We start from the raw sequence: 17,010 nt of genomic DNA on the forward strand, positions 1-17,010 counted from the left end.
GCTCCTATCCTTGGGCGCGGGCGAGTGGAAGATGGTAATAGTGGTAGGCCGTGTTCTCGATAAAGCCAAAGCGCGTATATAAGTTTCTGGCCCGTGGATTATCTTCGGCGCCTTCAATAAACAACTGTTTGGCATGAGTGCTCAGCGCAAAGTTGCGCGCCGCCGTCAACAAGGCCAACCCAACTCCCGCACTGCGCTTGGAAGCTTCTACATATAAGTCATTCAATATCCAGAGACGCTCCAGCGTGACACTGGAAAAACTCGGGAAGAGTTGGGTAAAACCGATCACTTCGTTATTTATCTCGGCCACGATAATGATCGACTCGCCCAAAAAGAACCGTTGCTGGATAAAGGCCAGTGACCGCGACAAGTCGGGGGCCTCACCATAGAACTCACGGTATTTGTCCAGCAGCGGCGCGATGGCCTGCGCGTCATCTAGGGACGCATGTCGGGTAACAATCGCTTGGCTCATGGCGCGGTTACCTCGGCGAAAGCTTGCTCCAGTATCTGCAGGCCCTGGGTAATCTGCGCCGGCGTGATAGTCAGCGCTGGGAGGAATTTGAGCACCTGATCGTCAATGCCCGACGTCTCAATGATCAACCCTCGCAGGTAGGCCTTGGCCGCGATTCGTTGCGCCAGGCTCTTGTCTTCAAACTCGAGCCCCCTGAAGAAACCACGCCCCTTGAGACGGTTGGGCGCCTTGGCGGCGAAGTGTTGGGAAAGCGCCGCCAGCGACGCTTGCAGGAAGTCGGCCTTGGCTTTCAACGCTTGGGTAAAACCGGTGTCGCGCCAGTAGTGCTCGATCACCGCTTTGCCCGTGACGAAGGCCAGGTTGTTGCCCCGGAACGTACCGTTGTGCTCGCCCGGCTCCCACACGTCCAGATGCGGCGCGAGCAACACCAGGGCCATGGGCAAGCCGTAGCCACTGATGGATTTCGACAAGGTCACGATATCCGGCGTGACCCCCAGGGCTTCAAAGCTGAAAAAGTCACCGGTACGGCCGCAACCGGCCTGGATGTCATCGATGATCAGCAGGATGTCGTGGGCCTGCGCGATGCGCTGTACAGCCTGCACCCATGCGGCCGAGGCACTGTTCACTCCGCCCTCGCCCTGCACGGTTTCCAGCACGATCGCCGCCGGCTTGTCGATACCACTGCCGCTGCGCAACATGTTGGCCAGGTAGTGCGAAGTGTCCACGTTGTCGCCGAAATACTGGTCGTACGGCATGAACGTCACGTTGTTCAGGGTGACCCCGGCCCCGGCGCGCTTGCGTGGGTTGCTGGTCAAGGCGAGGCTGCCCAGGGACATGCCATGGAACGCGTTGGTGAACGCCACGACGTTCTGGCGCCCGGTGTACTTGCGCGCCAGCTTGATGGCCGCCTCCACCGCGTTGGTGCCGGTTGGCCCAGGAAACTGCACCTTGTAACGCAGGTTGCGCGGCGCCAGGATGTGCTCCTCGAACGCGGTCAGGAAGGCCTTTTTGGCCGTGGTCTTGAAGTCCAGGCCATGGGTGATGCCATTGTCGGCGATGTACTCCAGCAGCGCAGCCTTTAACACCTTGTTGTTATGCCCGTAGTTCAGGGCACCGGCTCCACTGAAAAAATCGATGAATACCTGACCCTGTTCACTGGTCAGGGTCGAGCCTTCAGCGGTATGGAAAGTGTCGGTAAAGTCCCGGCAATAAGAGCGTACGTTGGATTCTTTACGCTCGAAAATATCCAGGGGTTGTTGAATCTCAGAGACCACCGTGTTTGCCAGCGAGTCATTTAGCGTAGCCGTCATGTAAGGCACCGTTTATCAATCCAATTGAATGGACTTTCAACAGGTAGAGCGATTTCCCAGTGGCCATGTAGCGAATGCTGAGAAGACTTTAATCCCTTGAAGTCCGCATGCAACTTTTCATCCTATGAAACATGACCCGCTCTGTTGGCCAGCAGGAACAATGACGTCTTTCGCTGATTAAACTAGCAGCAATTGTAAGCGCCGCGACTAATTATAAATTCATATGCTTATGACCCGTTGCCCAGAGGCTGGCGATGGCCGCGGAAGATGCCATCGCCACAGGCTCATCGAGACTGCAATGCCTTTAGCTGCTCCTCGATATTTTGCGAGGGAAAGCGTTGCTTCAACTCGGCCAGTTTTGCCGTCGCAGCCGCTTCGTCCCCTGCCGCACGCAAGCGCAATACTTCCAGCAGCCCCTGCTCCAGCGGCTGCGGCGCGGTTCGTTTGGCCAGTTTGCCTTGGGGCAACGCCTCACTTCGCTGCGGGGCACTGTAAGACTCGGCCTGGGGCGGTGCACTCATAGGCGCAGGCGCAGACAGCGCCGCCGGCGCCGCCAGGCGCCCCTGTGGGCCCTGTGGCCCCTGTGTATCGAGGTCGAGCTCGGTGGTACGCATCACCACGCCGAGCATCAATGCCACGCCGGCAACCGTGGCGAACGCCATTTGCCAACGCGGCTGACGGCAGGCACGGCTCCAGCGCTGCCACAGGCTGAGCTTGGGCGCAGGCACCTCGCGGCGCGCGGTGGCCAGGATGAAGGCATCCAGCGACGCAGGCGGCTCGCCAATGCTGTGTTGACGCACATGCTGGATCAGCAGGTCGTCGGAATCCGGGGTCTGTCGGGAGTCGGTCATACAGGTATCTCCTCGGCCAGCAGGCGGCGCAGTTTCTGCTGGGCGTAACGCAGGCGGCTTTTTACGGTTTCCAGCGGGGCGCCGGTGAGGGCGGCAATTTGCGGCACTTCAAGGTCGCCGTGCAGGCGCAGCAGGAAGACTTCGCGCTGGTCTTCGGGCAGGTCTTGCAACGCGGCGTCGAGCCGCGCCTGGTCGCGGCTCAGGCTTAGTTGCTGCTCGGGGCCGGCGCTGTCGTCGGCCTGGGCGTGCAGTTGTTCATCGTAACTGTCGTGCAACGGGTTGTGGATGCCGTGCTTGCGCCAATGGTCGATCAGGCGGTTACGGGCGATCTGAAACAACCACGTACGAAAACTTGCCCGGCCCTGGGGTTGGGTGGTGCTGCGGATCAGGCTGAGCCAGGTGTCCTGATAGATTTCTTCAGCCAGTTCAGCCTTGTTGCTCAGGGATAGGAGAAAGCGGTACAGGCCCTGGCGGTGCCGCGCATAGAGCCCTTCAAAGGCGGCGGCATCACCGGCGCGGTAACGGGCCAGCAGCGATTCGTCGCTGGGTGAATCGTGTGGAACGGCCATGGGGTGGGCGAACTCCTTTCTGTCGGTCGAAGCGGGTCTAGCGGTAGGCCAGTTGCAGAACACATCACCTGTAGTGAGCGGGCTTGCCCCGCGCCGGGTGGCGCAGCCGCCCCAAACCCAGGCACCTCGGTCCTTCTGAAATACCGCGGCGTCCCTGTTGGGGCGGCTGCGCCACCCGGCGCGGGGCAAGCCCGCTCACTACAGGTTGGGGCAAGCCTTCCAGATTTGGACGGGGTCGAGATCAGGGTTTGAGGTTCTGGGCCAACTCCACCAGTTGCACGAACTCATTGCGTAGGCCGAACGGGTCATCGCCGCGAGCCGAGCGGGCCAGTTTGGCGGTGTCCTGCAAACTCATGCTGCCAGTGTAGCGGCCATCGCCCTTGAGCTGTTGGGCGAAAGCGGCCACGGCAGCCGAGAAGCGCAGGTCGTCGCTGGCCGGGGTGGGCTGGTTGGCGATAGGGCGTTCGATCAACTGGCTGTTGCCGCCCGCAGCGGGCTTGTAGCGCACCCGTAACATCGCCAGCTCGGCGGACTGACCGTCGGCCGCAGGCGCAGCGGCGTATCGCAACGGCTCCAGCCAGCCCTTCTCGCCCTTGGGGACAATTTCGTACAGCGCGGTCACCGTGTGCCCTGCACCAATTTCACCGGCATCGACCTTGTCGTTGTTGAAATCCTCACGCTTGAGGGTGCGGTTTTCATAGCCCAACAGGCGGTATTCGCTGACCTGGGCAGGGTTGAATTCCACCTGCAATTTCACATCCCGTGCTACCACGGCCAGGGTCGAGCTGAGTTGCTCGACCAACACTTTGCGCGCTTCGCGCAGGTTGTCGATGTAGGCGTAGTTACCGTCGCCCGCGTCGGCCAGTTGCTCCATCAGGTGTTCGTTGTAGTTGTCTACACCGAAGCCGAGGGTAGTGAGGGATACGCCGCTTTTGCGCTGCTCGACCGCCATCTGCTTGAGGCTGTCGAAGTCGCTGACGCCCACGTTGAAGTCGCCGTCGGTGGCCAGCAGGATGCGGTTGATGCCCTTGTCGATAAAGCCTTCGCGGGCCATCTGGTAGGCCATTTCAATACCGGAAGCACCGGCCGTGGAGCCGCCGGCGGTGAGCTGGTCGATGGCGTTGCGGATCTTCACCTTGTCACGGCCCGACGTCGGTTGGAGCACCACGCGGGATTCACCGGCGTAGACCACCAGCGATACGCGGTCTTGCCCGCGCAACTGATCCACCAGCAATTTCAGCGTGCTTTTCACCAGTGGCAAACCTTCGCGGCGGTCCATGGAGCCGGACACATCCACCAGGAACACCAAGTTGGCGGGCGCCAGTTCCGCCACGGCTTTATCGGACGCCTTGATGCCAATGCGCAGCAGCTGGGTATGCGGGTTCCACGGCGTGGCAGCGACTTCGGTGGTCACACCAAAGGGCGAGCCGTCGGTGGGCAGTGCGTAGCTGTAGGGGAAGTAATTGAGCATTTCCTCCAATCGCACGGCGCCTTCGGGCGGCAGGCGGCCTTGGTTGAGGAAGCGTCGTACGTTGGCGTAGCTGCCGGTATCGACATCCACACTGAAGGTGGAGACCGGGGTTTCGGCGACGCGATGCACCGGGTTCTGCGGCAGGTTTTCGTATTGCTCGCGGGGTTCGCTGCGATAATCCATCGCCGCTGATTCCGGCATCTGCAAGCGCGCAGTCATCGGTGCGGGCGTTATCGCGGCTTTCGCCAAAGCCCCTTGGGGCGCCACGCTTTGCAACTCGGAAATGGGCGCCGACTCATCCGGCGTGGCCACTTGCGTGGACGACGGGCCCCCACAGCCGGCCAGCGCCACCAGCACGGTAACGGCAAAACCTTGGGCGGCAGGACGCAACAAGAGCAGAGGATGGGACATGGGCTGAACCTCGTGAGTGAATGATCCGTTCACAAGGTCAGACGCAAGTTAATAAGGGTTCGGGTTAATCCGCATGCACCAGTCATAAATGTGCAGTGTTTGAAACGGCAGGGCTTAAAGACACGCCATGCGCATGATATCATCAAGCCATCATCCTGCCAGCAATCGCTGCAGACGCATGAATCTGACGTACGAAAAACGGTACGGCACCTGACGCCTCAATCATCCAAGCCCCTCAAGTTCACGCCCAATCGGTCGAGACACTGGCCTGGTTTATTCATTTATAGGGATATTGCGTGTTGAAAATCCTCATGCGGGCTGCGGCCCTGATCGCCGTTCTGTCGATGACTGGCTGTGTGTCCTACACCGTCACCGGCCCGATTGGCGCCCCGCTGCACCCGGCTTCCGTCAGCAGCCCGCGCAGTGCGCAAATCGCTGATGTGACGGTCAATGCCGTCGGTGTCAACGATGCCAACAAAACCGCTATCAGCCACTCCTTGACGCTACAGCTCAACGAGTATGTGCGCACGGCCGGTTATTTCAAGCAGGTCACCGAATACCCGGTGCGCCTGGGTGAGCAGGATGTATCGCTCAAATTCAACATGACCTCCCTCAAAGGCCATCGCGGCGTGCACCCAGGGTATGTGCCCGGCGCATTGCTGACGCTGACCATCTGGATCTGGGTCAACGGCCCGATCTACGTCGACACCTTCGACCTGGCCGGCGACTTGACGATCGTCGACCGTGACGGCAAGGAGCTGGCCAGCAGCAAACAAGAGGTCAAGTTCGAGCGCAACGTGGGCCTTTACGGTCGCGAATACTGGGCCCCGACCATGGGCGCCAAGCAACTGAACGAACTGGTCGCGCAACTGCTCGACACCGCCACCGCAAAACTGGCCAAACCATAACTGCAGGAAGCCCCCATGAAAGGATTGATCAAGCTCGGCCTGGTACTCGCGGCAGTCTTGCTGACGGGCTGCGTGTCTTACTCGCAACATGAACTGCCGCCGGTACAAACCTGGCCGCCGACCGCCAACGCGCCTGCGCAGAAACCCAGCGCCTACCTGCGCACCACGGCACTCTTCCAGACTAACGGCGGCCCCGCCAACGCGGCTGCCGGCGCTCCCGCAGCCCTGTGGGAAAAGGCAGTGGCCGATGGCTTTCGCCAGTCCAACCGCTTTGCACGGGTGAGCACCGATAAGGTCGATTCGGACATCTACGCCGACGCCACTTTGTACAACAACGAACAGTTCAGCATGGCCTCGGCGATCATTACCGGTGCGACCTTCTTCATCATTCCGTCCACAGCGAAGAACACCTTCACCCTGGAAACGGTGTTCAAGGACAAAGACGGCAAGGAATTGGGCCGGGTCAAGAAGAGCGAGTCGGTACGCACCTGGATGCACTTGGTGCTGATCGTGGGTATTCCGTTCCAGGCGAACACCCGCGATGTGGTGGACGCGTTGACGCGCAGCACGCTGGATGAGGCCGTGCAGCGCAAGTTGTTCTGACCCAAACGTTCCGGCTTCGCACAAACCAACTGTGGGAGGGGGCTTGCCCCCGATAGCGGTGAGTCAGTCCACACATCATTGACTCGTTCACTGCTATCGGGAGCAAGCCCCCTCCCACACTTTTTTGCCGTATGCCTTAGAACGCGTAGCGCGCCTTGAGCATCACGCCGTCGGCATCGAAACCACTGCGTGCCTGGCGGGTGTAGCTGGCGCCGAGCGTGAAGTCCGACACCTGGTAGTTCACGCCCACACTGGCTTCATAGCTGTCACGCGCCACCGACGCGCCGGTCACGGTAAACGCCGAACCGCCGGTCACGAAGCTGGAGGTCTGCGCCACGCGGTCGCCCATCAGGTCGTGGTAGGCCATCAAGGTTGCTTCCGGCTGCAGGTTGCCCGCGCCCATCGGCAAGTTGCCGGCCAGGCGCACGCCCGCACCCAACTCGCCCACTTCATAACGCTGCGACGAAGTGCTCAGGGCCGCCGAGGAACCTTTCTCGGTATAGCCATCCATGCGCACGTTGGAGTAACGCGCGGCCACCCGTGGCTCGATCACCACGGCCTGGGACGGTTTGAAGCTGTAGCCGCTGATCACGCTGGCCGACAACACATTGCTGCCGTAGCTGCCCTTGGCCGTGGTGCCGGCGATATGGCGTTTACTGTCGTTGTCGTTATGGCCGTAGCTGAGGCTGCCGTCGACGAACCAGTTCTGCAGCGCCCAGTTGCCATACAGCGACAGCGCATGGCCTTCGACGTCGGTCTTGTTGCCAAGGTCCGAATGGATGTTGGAATTGAGGTAGCTGTAGGCCACGCCCAAGGTGGTCGTTTCATTCACACGACCGTCCACGCCCACGGCCAAGCCGCTGCTGTTGGCCGAATAGTCGTTGTTGCCGCCGCGCCCATCCTGATCCATGTTGCTGCTCAGGCCCTGCACCCACACGCCGCCGGTTTGATGGCTGTCGCGCTGGCCAGTGAGGCGGTTGAAGATCGCGCTGTTGACGACAGTCTGGCCCGACAACGCCACATCCAGGGCACCACGGTTGACGTCTGGCTTGAGCTGTTCACTCACCTGAGCAAGCTGCTGCGCCGTGCCGGCGTTAGCCAGGGCCTGGAACACCGCGTCGTTCTGATTGAGACCGCTCAGCACGTCGTTCTTGAAGGTGTTCACCGCCGTCGCTGACGCGGCGCCTGCGCCCACCGCCGCGAGTTCCTGCTGCACTTGCTGGTTGTCTTTGACCGCCACCACGGCCTTGACCGTTTGCGCGTCGGCCGAGTAGCTCAGGACGTTCAGCAGCGATGACGAACTGGCCACAGACAGGCCGTTGTTTTGCAGGTTGGTGGCTTGCAACAGGGTGTACTGCGTGCCGCTGTTGGTGCTGGCGAAGTCGCCCGGTTTGGCGCTCACGGTCAGCTTCGAAGCCTGGGCGAAATTCGCTGCACCGTTCACGGTCAGGTACGGCGTGGTCGGCACTACGCTGTCGGCCAGGCGCATGTCGATACCCGCACCACTGGCGACGTTGAGGTTACCGGTGAGCGTGGTACCGGGCGCCGAAAGGTTCAGCGAACCGGAGTTGATCGAGACCGGCGCGATGATGCGCTTGCCGACGAAATCAGCCTGGCCTGCGATATTCACCGCATTCAGGTTAAGCAGGTCGCCGGTGATTTGGCCACCGGTCCAGTTCAGCGTGGCGAGGTTGGCGGCATCGATGGCGGTGCCGGAGTTGCTGCGAATTTCGCCCGCTTGCTGGTTGATTTCGAACGGCGAGGTTTGGTACGGCGCGTCGACCAGGATCGCTGTGCTGTCAGCCTTGATCAGGCCACGGTTGATAATGCCTCGTGCGCCCGCCTGTGGGTTCTGGGTGAAGGTGGCACCGCGCAGATTGACAGCGACCGCGCTGGCGCCATTGGCTTCGATCGTGCCGCTGTTGAGCAGATAATCATAAGTACCGGAGTCGAATCGCACCGCTCGGGCAAGGCCGCCATTGACCGTCACCAATCCGCTGTTTTCTATGCGCAGGTCACTGGTATCGGTTTCCACCTCAATGCCCAACGCCTCCTCACCCGTGACGCGAATAGTCCCCGAGTTGAGAATCTTGCCGCCGATGGTCACCGGCATATTGTTATGGGTGTCCAGGATCAGGCCGTAGCCGTAGTAGGACGTCACGTCTACCAGACCGGAGTTGACGACATCGCCGCCTACGGTGGTGCCGTTGAGGTAAATGCCTTCACCGTCGCTATTCGGACCGGAACCCGGTACGTCGACGGTGATGATATTGCCCGAGTTGATCACACTGCCGCCGATGTTTGCGGGCCCCACCTCAAACCCTTCGGCCCAGGTCTGGTTGGTCAACCGGATCGTACCGGCCTGTAGCACATCGCCCGTGATATTACCGCCTCGGGCCCGGAGGTCAGAGTCCAGCGCGCCATCCACCACAAACCCGCGGATGTTCAGGCCGCTGCCATCGATTGTGTAATCGGCGCGATTGGTCAGCGAGCCCTGAATATCCGTCTCGGCAACACTGGCCCCATCGACGTAACGCTGCGTAGCCACCACGTTACGTGAACCGACCAAAGTGACCGCTTCGTTGAACACCTGCCCTTTCCATTTGTTCTGGCCGGTGCTGACATCGAACTCCACCGCAGCAACATGCGCGGCACCGGCGCTGACCATCAGGGCCAACAGGGTTTTCTGGAACGGCTTACGCTTCATTTCAAACTCCATGAACTACAGTCAAAGCCGCCAATACGCCCGGCGGCCGTAGGTGTGCCAAGCGAAGGATCACTTGATCCGTATGCATGCCCCCCAGGCGCCTTCCTGAAACGCAGGCGCGAGCAAACGCACCGCAGCCGGTGGTGGCAGAAGAGGGAATGGGGGAGCGAGGTTCACATTAATCCTTAATGTATTTAAAACGCTGCAGTCCATGCAGCCCGACCGGTTGCGGGTGGGCGGGGTAAAGACCCGGTTTTGAAGGAAATGGTTCCTTGTGCGGTAGGAAGATTCCCTAAACTACTGGGGATTTGCGTTGTACCCGTGTGCAGAGGTCGGGAGGCGCTGAAGTCAGTGGGGCTGGACGGACTTGAGTCGGGGCTCTGATGCCTTGCGTGGGTTGGGTGAGGGGCTTATAGTCCGGCCGTCGCCCAAACAGGGCGATCGGGTTTGGCGACCCGATAACGAGTGCAAAAACGGTCTGCGTTTTTTTGCAGACTCTTTTGCACCCGCAGAGTCGCGTTTATGGCGGCTGTGCGCGGGAGACCTTCGGGTCTGCCGGTTTCTCGTTTCCGGTTCGCCAACCTGCGTACAGCTGCCACCCAATTCGTTTGGCGACGAACAGGTGATGGCTCTCATATCATCAAAACGAGGCTTCAAATGAACCAATACATGCCCCTCACGGGCCACGACAGCACCGTCCCCGCTCTGCTTATCGACACCAGTGCGCCCCTCGACGTCCTCCACGACGCCGCCGCGTACCGGATTCGAGCCGTCACCCAACTGCTGGAAAACCTGGCCTTCCGCGAACAGCTCAGCAGCGATGCCGTGGTGCTTCAAGACTTCGCCCAATTGTTAGCCATTACGCTGCGCGATGGGTGTGATTTGCTGGATGTCATCAGCCGCAGGCTCAACAGCGCCAACTGACCGTGACAGGGTGGCTGACGAGTTGCCCTTTTAACGGTGAGGCAGTAAGTAGGTGCGGGCCACGCTTGGGCAGTAAAAGTGGCCTGTCGCCTATGCAACCTTGGCGCTGCGTTGCAGCTGCCGGCCCAAACCGCCAATTACCTTTATTTTCTCCCACAACTATTCGACGGAACGTGTGCGATAGCACCAGGCGTCTCCAGACCAGAGAGCAGTCGAATCACGGCACGGCACTGCCAGTCTTGCCTCTGCGGAAAAATAGGGGGCAGACCACTATTCCTCTATTTATTGAATACCTAAATTTCATTGCCAAGGTGGCCTGTCCTCCATCCCTCAGGGTCTGACCCCTATTTCGTTCTACACGGTTTGCGTTTAGGGCGCGGGGACGGGAATACGCTGTGCGGGGTCGGTGATGTCATACACATGCTGCTCACAGCCCGAGCCGACGATCACGAACTCCACCAAGTAAACCTTCTGCTTCTGCGGCTTGAACGCCGAGCTCATCGGGCCGCAGGCGTAGACAATCTTTTCGGCGTATCGGTAGTAATTCGAGTCATACACCCGCGACTCGCCCAGCACCTCGATTGTCTGCCCCGGATCAGCCAGTACTTCCAACTGCGGGAAGCGCTTGACCGCGGCACTGTTGGCCACCTCACTCATCTTGGCAATCCAGCCGAACACCTTGCCCCGACCGGAATCCACCACCGTGCCTAGGATCTCCGGCCGCTGATCGACATCGCCGCCACGGCGCACAGAAAACTGCACGGGGTAGGTAAAACCGGTGGCGCGCATGATCACCTTCGCGTGCTCGGCATCGGCCACGACTTTGTTCTGCTGCAACTGCACGCCATCTTTCAACAGGCTAGGCGACGAGTCGCGGGCAGTGGAGTGGCAGCCCGCAAGAGCCAGGGCTGCGAGGATGAAAGCAACTTTCTTCATAAAGGATTTTTCCTTGGCGACAGCGGGACTGGGGTGGCCCTGCTGGGATCAAAAACTCAAAAAAACACGACCCCATATGAAAACAGGGAAAAGCCGGGCAGGCCACTATTCCACGCTTGCTATTCCACAATCGAACTTCTATATCTTTCACAAACCTCAGAATACTTAATAGTCACCGAACTAACATCATCAACAACACAATTCCATTTCTTACCAAACTCGTACGCCAGCCATAAGTACATTTCCATCGAACCTTTCGAGTGCCCCAACTGTATTTCAACCATTGCCCTCGGAGTGGCACCTAACAAACTCTCCCAATCGAGAATATCTTGCAATTCATAAAACTCTATGAATTTTTCGGTGGCGAGCAATGAAACATACAAAGCTGCGTCACCCCTGCTCAACATTCCGCGATTACGTTTCCCGGCGCTAACTACTCCACCTATAGAGTGGAGAAAATCAGCAAACGCGCCTTCATCAACTTCCACACCCGATATAATTAATGCTGAGTCACTCACAACTACAACCCTCCTTTTCTAGCACCATACTCAAGCAGTTCGTCGACGCTATTAATAACTTTAACCCCTATATTTTCATAAGCTTTGATCTGCTGCGGTTTAACCACGTTCGGAGCAAAAAGTATGACTTCTTTACGATCCGGGTTGAGCATAGTGTTATTTTGCAGTTTCTGTAACTGCTCGATTTTTCCAGGCTTCGGGGATAATAGGGGTCAGACCCTGAGGGATCCCCGATTTTTCTTACCGAAAATCAAGAAGTTGGAATATTGAAGAGACCTGCATGGATCGGCAACTTGGTTTGCACCACACAAAACTAAGATCCCGAACCATGCAGGCCATCCGATTTTTACACAGAGCACTCGCTCAAGCACTCCCCTCAATCCATTCTCGCCGCCTGACAACGCTGATGAGTTGTGTCAGTTCGTTACTGCAGGGCCGTCGCCTAACACTGACTGGCCTCGGGCGCTCCATGCCGGGTCAGGCCTATCCCAAACATGCCATCAAGCGCGTCGACCGATTGCTGGGAAATCAGCATCTGAGATCAGAGCGCCCGTTGTACTACTGGGTGATGCTACGAGCGTTGCTGGGCTCATTGAAGCATCCGCTGATCTTGGTCGATTGGTCTCGAATTGATGCCCCTGGTTGCGCTTTTTTGTTGAGAGCCGCAATCCCGCTGGCAGGTCGTTCATTTCCTATTTATGAAAGTGTTCATGAGCGAGAAGGCTGCCACAAGTATCAAAGCCGCCTGATTAAAACGCTGGCTGAATTGCTGCCTGATGGCTGTATCCCAATCTTGGTAACTGATGCAGGCTTCCGGCGACCATGGATGAAGGTTGTAGCCGCGCAAGGCTGGTATTACGTGGCTCGCATACGTAATCGTGAGCTTTATCGTCGCGAAGAAAGTGAATGGTTACCCGTGAAGAATTTGTATGCTCTGGCCACCTCATCGCCCAAGTCGCTGGGTCGAGTCGAGATGACCCGCAGCGCGCCTCACTTCATTGATTTGTACTGCGTTCGCCACTCTGCCAAGGGCCGTAAACATCAACGAGTCACTGGGTCAATTGCCAAAAGCAAGCTTAGCCGGCAGTCCGCCAGTCGAGAGCGAGAGCCGTGGTTGCTTGCAAGCAATCTGAAGCAAAGCGAGTGGAATTCAGCAAAAATCGTGGCAATTTATAAGCGGCGTATGCAGACTGAAGAAGGCTTCCGAGATGTGAAAAGTGAACACTTGGGGTTGGGTTTGAATCTGCATCGAAGCAGGTGCCCAAAGCGAATAGAGGCGCTGCTGTTGATTGCTGCCCTCGCCAACTATCTCCTCTTTTTAACCGGGCTTAAGGCGCGAGAACGTGATTTGGAACGGCGCTATCAAAGCAACAGCCTCAAGGTGAAACGTGTACTGTCATTTTGGCGGCTAGGCATGGAATATTGGCGCAGTTGTACCGATTTTGGTGGGCGAGAAGACTTGGAAATGTTGGAAAAAGCCCTGCGTGATCAAGTGCACCATCAAGCGCAGAGCTTGGAGTAGATTTGTGGCGATCCCTCAGGGTCTGACCCCTGTTTCGCTTCTTTTCTCTATCCCCATTCATATAAATCGAAGTTTCCAATAGTCATTACCCGCCACTATCCAATACCGCTCGCTCGCAGGAATCAGAAAGCTAAAATCAAAGCATTCAGCAGTCCAATCTGGATAAGCAAGACTTTCATGAGCGCGCACATCATCCATGTGCATAAAAATTTTCCTGTCAAAGTTTATGTAGAACCTAGGAAATCTGGAATGAATGATATTGGCCTGTTTATACAGAGCAGGGGTCAAACCCTCACCGGTTAAAAAATAATATTCAATTTTTTCAAAAACCTCAGGATCTGCCCCTATAAAGTTATCTAAATCGTTTGGAGATAGTATTTTTTCACTCGATATATCCAGGTACTGCGGAAAATTTTCCGCCGTCATTTTTAGGATACCACCTCTAAAAATCTTACATGACTGCTCGTATTGCTCTTGGGTTATATCACCATCTTCAAGATAGGTACGGTAGTCTTTTTCCGCATCAAGAGAAAAATTATATTTCTCATCTACAACCCAGTAACATTTTCCAGAATGCACAAAAAAACATACACTTTTTTCCCCATCCCAAAGATCATCAAAAACTGTCTGACTCACCGTCATTTCTTGAATTCCTTTAAAAACTCATCTTGCGTATAAACACGGGCGTTACTCGAGCTCTTTTCGAGAAGCGACTCCCAAACTTTAGGTAACTCAAGAGAGTAACCGGGCTGATCTTTGTCTACTCTTTTCGGCGCATTAGGATCCTTCGTCATTCCAGCGACAGGCCGCTGAGGGATTACTTTTTCCATAATTTCTTTATGAAGGCTAGCATCAATGTCAAAAACCACTACGGAACCATCAGGTCGTTTGTTCGTCAAGTAGTACGTGGAATGATCAGCATTGCCAACACTTACGCAAAGTTGCCCTGTGCAACCTGGGTTAATGGTAATAGTCCCATCTTCATTGGCAGTAATACGATTTTGGCTGGTCTTAGTGCCAGATCCCCCGCCCTCAACTCTGAAATAAGTGACAGTTTCTGAAGACCCGCCTTTTGCACCCACCTCCGCAGCGCCTTCAGCCCCTTTAGCAATCTCCCCTACTTTTCCAACCGGATAGAAAAATAGGGGTCAGACCACTATTAACACTTGAATTAACCGTGGCCTGCCCCCTGTTTCCCTCGTACGTAATTTTGCCGGAGGGGGGAGGTAGCCAAAGCCGCCATCGGCTCTGGATACAGCATTATCCCAAGTTGGTGTCGTAGGTATCCCTTTTGCGCCAACTAATCCATGCGGTAGTAACTATAAAGATCCGCATCAGGCCAGAGTTCGTCATATGCGGTTAATGTGCTTCGCAGAGCCTCACTACGAGGATTCTCCGAAGGATTCATATTTAAAATTACAAATTCCTTAATTTCAGGCCACTGAAGTTCACGCATGCAAAACGCTACAGCTTCAAATGGTGAGTTTCCAGACGTTAACATCATTTTAAATCTGTCTATAAAATCCTCTCTATAGCCAGGATTTTTTTTTACAAACTCCAAAATATTTAACAAAGTCATCTCATAGGAAATCTCTAGTTTCTCGCTAAAAGCGGCCACAGCCACATCGCAAAGTATGTCAAACTGTTTAATTACGTCATTCATTTCGGCACCCAAGCACCTTTTCTGGAATTGCCAGAGGGAAAATAGGGGAAAATAGGGGTCAGACCACTATTCCTCTATTCTCTTAGCTCACGCTTTTTGGACGTCCTGACACACCCTTCGAAACTCTTTTACCTAAAGCCTGCTCAATCTCGGCCGCAAACTTCTGATCGCCCAAAACGTAATTACCGTTTGTAGCAGATCGAATTTGTTCCATCGACCCAGCTGAAAGCCGATCCTTGAATAAATACCGGTAGGATTCGGCTCGTTGCACGGCGTGCTACCTAACTCCCTATAGGCCGCATGTGGGCTTAAAAAACTTGATGGCTCGCACTGTGCATTCGCCCTGTAGCTGGTCCAGCGATAGTCGCCCGGATGAGCAACCATGCCTGCTCTAACCGGGTTCATTTCGATATATCGATAGCAAGCTAAAACATAGTTGTCTTGTTGAACCAGACAGGAGCGGAAACGTACTTCCCACAACGTGCCCGTTCGTTGATATGTTCGATTGACATATTGAACGTAGCGCTGCCCCAACCCCTTCATAAGTAAGCCCGCCCCTGCGCAGCATGTGGGAGTCAACAACAAATGAACGTGATTTGTCATCAAGCACAATGCGTGAATTTTACAGCTATACAATTCAGCGAGCACGGCTAATGTATCAATGTAAAAAAATAGTCTTCATCTGAATAAAAACACGCAGACTGATTGTTTCCCCGCCGAATAATATGCAACGGGATATCCGGCATTAAAACCCTAGGACGGCGAGCCATATAAACCCCTAACTGTATAAGAGCTTACAGCTTAGCCGCCCATCACTACGCCAACAAAATCGAAAAATTACAAAGAATAAATCACATTTTAAAAGAGCAACTCTGTTGACCTAAAAAAATATAAAACCGTGGTCTACCCCTATTTCTTCTCTAGACAGATTTGGTGACAGGCTCCAATGAAACCGCCATTTCTAACGGAACTTCCAAATAGTTTATGCCGCCGTCCGGTGCAGGCTGTTTTTTTAACTCATCTAGAGCAAAAACAAGCTGCACTCGGCATCCAACTCGGAAGAGTGAAATATCCGCCTTATCGTTGACATAAATACCTTCAGCACGAACTGAGCCATCATCCAAAAGTAAATCGATACCATTGTTTTCGTTGCCGCCGTCCTGGCCTGCGACATACGCACGGTGAACGATACCAGAAACGAACAATAAGGGCATTTTTCGTTGCTGGATATTTACCCACCACTCTGGCGACCCATAAAGCCCATATGTGCCTTTAAGTCCTAGTGCGGGTTTAGATTGATTGACTGTAAGCGCTTGTGCCGCTGCAACCCGGTCCGGGTCAGCCTTTAGCTTTTCGGAGTGCTCATATACCAACCTCATCGGCACGCTCGCCTTTTCTAAGCACAACAACATCATTGACCTCCTTTAGTGGGAAATAGGGGTCAGACCACTATTCTTCTACTTTTTGGGCGTCCCGACAGACCCTTCGAAACTCTTTTACCTAAAGCCTGTGCGATCTCGGACGCAAACTTCTGATCGCCCAAAACATAATTACCGTTTGTAGAAGATCGAATTTGTTCTATCAGCCCAGGTGAAAGTCGTTCATTGAATATAGACCGGTAAGCTTCGGTTCGTTGCGCGGTGCCGCTACCTAATTCGTTATAAACCGCATGCGGGCTTATAAAGCCTGATAGCTCGCACTGTGCGTTTGTCCTGTAGCTGGTCCAGCGATAGTCGCCCGGATGAGCAACCATATCCGCTCTGACCGGGTTCATTTCGATATATCGATAGCAAGCTAAAACATAGTTGTCTTCTTGAACCAAACAGGAGCGGAAACGGCCTTCCCACAACGTGCCCGTTCGTTGATATGTTCGATTGACATATTGAGCGTAGCGCTGCCCCAGCCCCTTCATAAGCAGGCCGGCCCCTGCGCAGCAGCTGGGAGTCAACAGCAAATGAACATGATTTGTCATCAAGCACAATGCGTGAACTTTACACCCATACAATTCAGCAAGCACCGCTAACGTATCAATGTAAAAAATATAGTCTTCATCTGAATAAAAACACGCAGACCGATTGTTTCCCCGCTGAATAATATGCAACGGGATATCCGGCAGTAAAACCCTAGCACGGCGAGCCATATAAC

General features: G+C 55.6%; 18 protein-coding genes. 4 read left to right on the top strand and 14 right to left on the bottom strand.

Going from position 1 to position 17,010, the window contains the following annotated elements:
* Positions 1 to 4: 4 nt before the first annotated feature.
* The 5 genes from MJP36_RS01220 to MJP36_RS01240 form a co-directional block, all read right to left on the bottom strand.
* Entirely contained in the window at positions 5 to 472 is a 468-nt protein-coding gene (locus MJP36_RS01220) for a GNAT family N-acetyltransferase (protein ID WP_104995163.1), read from the bottom strand.
* Complete coding sequence (ectB, locus tag MJP36_RS01225) at positions 469 to 1,722, bottom strand: diaminobutyrate--2-oxoglutarate transaminase (RefSeq protein ID WP_205344226.1); 1,254 nt, start codon at positions 1,720 to 1,722, stop codon at positions 469 to 471. Before ectB ends, MJP36_RS01220 begins: the two co-directional genes overlap by 4 nt.
* A 344-nt stretch (positions 1,723 to 2,066) precedes the next feature.
* The gene (locus MJP36_RS01230) at positions 2,067 to 2,633 is read right to left on the bottom strand and encodes a hypothetical protein (RefSeq protein WP_161547622.1); all 567 of its coding nucleotides are present in this window, start codon (positions 2,631 to 2,633) and stop codon (positions 2,067 to 2,069) included.
* Complete coding sequence (locus MJP36_RS01235; protein WP_244384678.1) at positions 2,630 to 3,202, bottom strand: RNA polymerase sigma factor; 573 nt, start codon at positions 3,200 to 3,202, stop codon at positions 2,630 to 2,632. Before MJP36_RS01235 ends, MJP36_RS01230 begins: the two co-directional genes overlap by 4 nt.
* 241 nt (positions 3,203 to 3,443) lie before the next feature.
* On the bottom strand, positions 3,444 to 5,084 hold the full coding sequence (locus MJP36_RS01240) for a vWA domain-containing protein (protein WP_244384680.1): 1,641 nt from the start codon (positions 5,082 to 5,084) through the stop codon (positions 3,444 to 3,446).
* A gap of 296 nt (positions 5,085 to 5,380) precedes the next feature.
* On the opposite strand from MJP36_RS01240, the gene MJP36_RS01245 reads away from it, so the two are divergent.
* Together MJP36_RS01245 and MJP36_RS01250 are read left to right on the top strand one after the other, a co-directional pair.
* Positions 5,381 to 5,992: a hypothetical protein gene (locus MJP36_RS01245; RefSeq protein WP_060755517.1), complete on the top strand. Its 612-nt coding sequence runs from the start codon at positions 5,381 to 5,383 to the stop codon at positions 5,990 to 5,992.
* Positions 5,993 to 6,007: 15 nt separating this feature from the next.
* Positions 6,008 to 6,595 (top strand): hypothetical protein, encoded by a 588-nt coding sequence (locus MJP36_RS01250; RefSeq protein ID WP_104995159.1) that lies wholly within the window; start codon positions 6,008 to 6,010, stop codon positions 6,593 to 6,595.
* Positions 6,596 to 6,731: 136 nt separating this feature from the next.
* Here MJP36_RS01250 and MJP36_RS01255 read toward each other — a convergent pair whose 3' ends face one another.
* Positions 6,732 to 9,302, bottom strand: a complete 2,571-nt coding sequence (locus MJP36_RS01255; RefSeq protein ID WP_244384681.1) for an autotransporter family protein — start codon at positions 9,300 to 9,302, stop codon at positions 6,732 to 6,734.
* A 669-nt stretch (positions 9,303 to 9,971) separates the two neighbouring features.
* On the opposite strand from MJP36_RS01255, the gene MJP36_RS01260 reads away from it, so the two are divergent.
* A complete protein-coding gene (locus tag MJP36_RS01260; RefSeq protein WP_244385667.1) occupies positions 9,972 to 10,226 on the top strand; it encodes a hypothetical protein in 255 nt (84 codons plus the stop codon).
* A gap of 369 nt (positions 10,227 to 10,595) precedes the next feature.
* Here MJP36_RS01260 and MJP36_RS01265 read toward each other — a convergent pair whose 3' ends face one another.
* Together MJP36_RS01265 and MJP36_RS01270 are read right to left on the bottom strand one after the other, a co-directional pair.
* Positions 10,596 to 11,162 (bottom strand): hypothetical protein, encoded by a 567-nt coding sequence (locus MJP36_RS01265; RefSeq protein WP_244384683.1) that lies wholly within the window; start codon positions 11,160 to 11,162, stop codon positions 10,596 to 10,598.
* A 119-nt stretch (positions 11,163 to 11,281) separates the two neighbouring features.
* The gene (locus MJP36_RS01270) at positions 11,282 to 11,680 is read right to left on the bottom strand and encodes a hypothetical protein (protein WP_244384685.1); all 399 of its coding nucleotides are present in this window, start codon (positions 11,678 to 11,680) and stop codon (positions 11,282 to 11,284) included.
* Positions 11,681 to 12,008: 328 nt separating this feature from the next.
* Between MJP36_RS01270 and MJP36_RS01275 the strand changes: the two genes are divergently transcribed.
* Positions 12,009 to 13,202: an IS4 family transposase gene (locus tag MJP36_RS01275; protein WP_244385668.1), complete on the top strand. Its 1,194-nt coding sequence runs from the start codon at positions 12,009 to 12,011 to the stop codon at positions 13,200 to 13,202.
* Positions 13,203 to 13,259: 57 nt separating this feature from the next.
* On the opposite strand, the gene MJP36_RS01280 is transcribed toward MJP36_RS01275, so the two are convergent.
* From MJP36_RS01280 to MJP36_RS01305, 6 genes are all read right to left on the bottom strand, one after another.
* Positions 13,260 to 13,844, bottom strand: a complete 585-nt coding sequence (locus MJP36_RS01280) for a hypothetical protein (protein WP_161547602.1) — start codon at positions 13,842 to 13,844, stop codon at positions 13,260 to 13,262.
* Positions 13,841 to 14,284, bottom strand: a complete 444-nt coding sequence (locus MJP36_RS01285) for a hypothetical protein (protein ID WP_244384687.1) — start codon at positions 14,282 to 14,284, stop codon at positions 13,841 to 13,843. The genes MJP36_RS01280 and MJP36_RS01285 overlap by 4 nt, the downstream gene beginning before the upstream one ends.
* Positions 14,285 to 14,502: 218 nt before the next feature.
* Positions 14,503 to 14,865 carry a hypothetical protein gene (locus MJP36_RS01290; protein ID WP_244384689.1) on the bottom strand — a complete coding sequence of 121 codons (363 nt, stop codon included), beginning with the start codon at positions 14,863 to 14,865 and terminating at the stop codon, positions 14,503 to 14,505.
* 132 nt (positions 14,866 to 14,997) lie between these two features.
* A complete protein-coding gene (locus MJP36_RS01295; RefSeq protein WP_244385669.1) occupies positions 14,998 to 15,468 on the bottom strand; it encodes a transposase in 471 nt (156 codons plus the stop codon).
* Positions 15,469 to 15,785: 317 nt separating this feature from the next.
* The gene (locus MJP36_RS01300; protein ID WP_244384691.1) at positions 15,786 to 16,280 is read right to left on the bottom strand and encodes a hypothetical protein; all 495 of its coding nucleotides are present in this window, start codon (positions 16,278 to 16,280) and stop codon (positions 15,786 to 15,788) included.
* Positions 16,281 to 16,306: 26 nt separating this feature from the next.
* Entirely contained in the window at positions 16,307 to 17,005 is a 699-nt protein-coding gene (locus MJP36_RS01305; RefSeq protein WP_244384693.1) for a transposase, read from the bottom strand.
* Positions 17,006 to 17,010 lie beyond the last annotated feature (5 nt).

It is taken from the genome of Pseudomonas palleroniana (assembly GCF_022836895.1).
Classification (GTDB): Bacteria; Pseudomonadota; Gammaproteobacteria; order Pseudomonadales; family Pseudomonadaceae; genus Aquipseudomonas; species Aquipseudomonas palleroniana.

Bases quoted from the DNA above. Each gene is read 5' to 3' on its own strand.
- MJP36_RS01230 (WP_161547622.1), bottom strand. From the start codon at position 2,633: ATGACCGACTCCCGACAGACCCCGGATTCCGACGACCTGCTGATCCAG.
- MJP36_RS01240 (WP_244384680.1), bottom strand. From the start codon at position 5,084: ATGTCCCATCCTCTGCTCTTGTTGCGTCCTGCCGCCCAAGGTTTTGCC.
- MJP36_RS01250 (WP_104995159.1), top strand. From the start codon at position 6,008: ATGAAAGGATTGATCAAGCTCGGCCTGGTACTCGCGGCAGTCTTGCTG.
- MJP36_RS01235 (WP_244384678.1), bottom strand. From the start codon at position 3,202: ATGGCCGTTCCACACGATTCACCCAGCGACGAATCGCTGCTGGCCCGT.
- MJP36_RS01265 (WP_244384683.1), bottom strand. From the start codon at position 11,162: ATGAAGAAAGTTGCTTTCATCCTCGCAGCCCTGGCTCTTGCGGGCTGC.
- MJP36_RS01290 (WP_244384689.1), bottom strand. From the start codon at position 14,865: ATGAATGACGTAATTAAACAGTTTGACATACTTTGCGATGTGGCTGTG.
- MJP36_RS01260 (WP_244385667.1), top strand. From the start codon at position 9,972: ATGCCCCTCACGGGCCACGACAGCACCGTCCCCGCTCTGCTTATCGAC.
- MJP36_RS01300 (WP_244384691.1), bottom strand. From the start codon at position 16,280: ATGATGTTGTTGTGCTTAGAAAAGGCGAGCGTGCCGATGAGGTTGGTA.
- MJP36_RS01275 (WP_244385668.1), top strand. From the start codon at position 12,009: ATGCAGGCCATCCGATTTTTACACAGAGCACTCGCTCAAGCACTCCCC.
- MJP36_RS01295 (WP_244385669.1), bottom strand. From the start codon at position 15,468: ATGACAAATCACGTTCATTTGTTGTTGACTCCCACATGCTGCGCAGGG.
- MJP36_RS01255 (WP_244384681.1), bottom strand. From the start codon at position 9,302: ATGAAGCGTAAGCCGTTCCAGAAAACCCTGTTGGCCCTGATGGTCAGC.
- MJP36_RS01280 (WP_161547602.1), bottom strand. From the start codon at position 13,844: ATGACGGTGAGTCAGACAGTTTTTGATGATCTTTGGGATGGGGAAAAA.
- MJP36_RS01305 (WP_244384693.1), bottom strand. From the start codon at position 17,005: ATGGCTCGCCGTGCTAGGGTTTTACTGCCGGATATCCCGTTGCATATT.
- MJP36_RS01220 (WP_104995163.1), bottom strand. From the start codon at position 472: ATGAGCCAAGCGATTGTTACCCGACATGCGTCCCTAGATGACGCGCAG.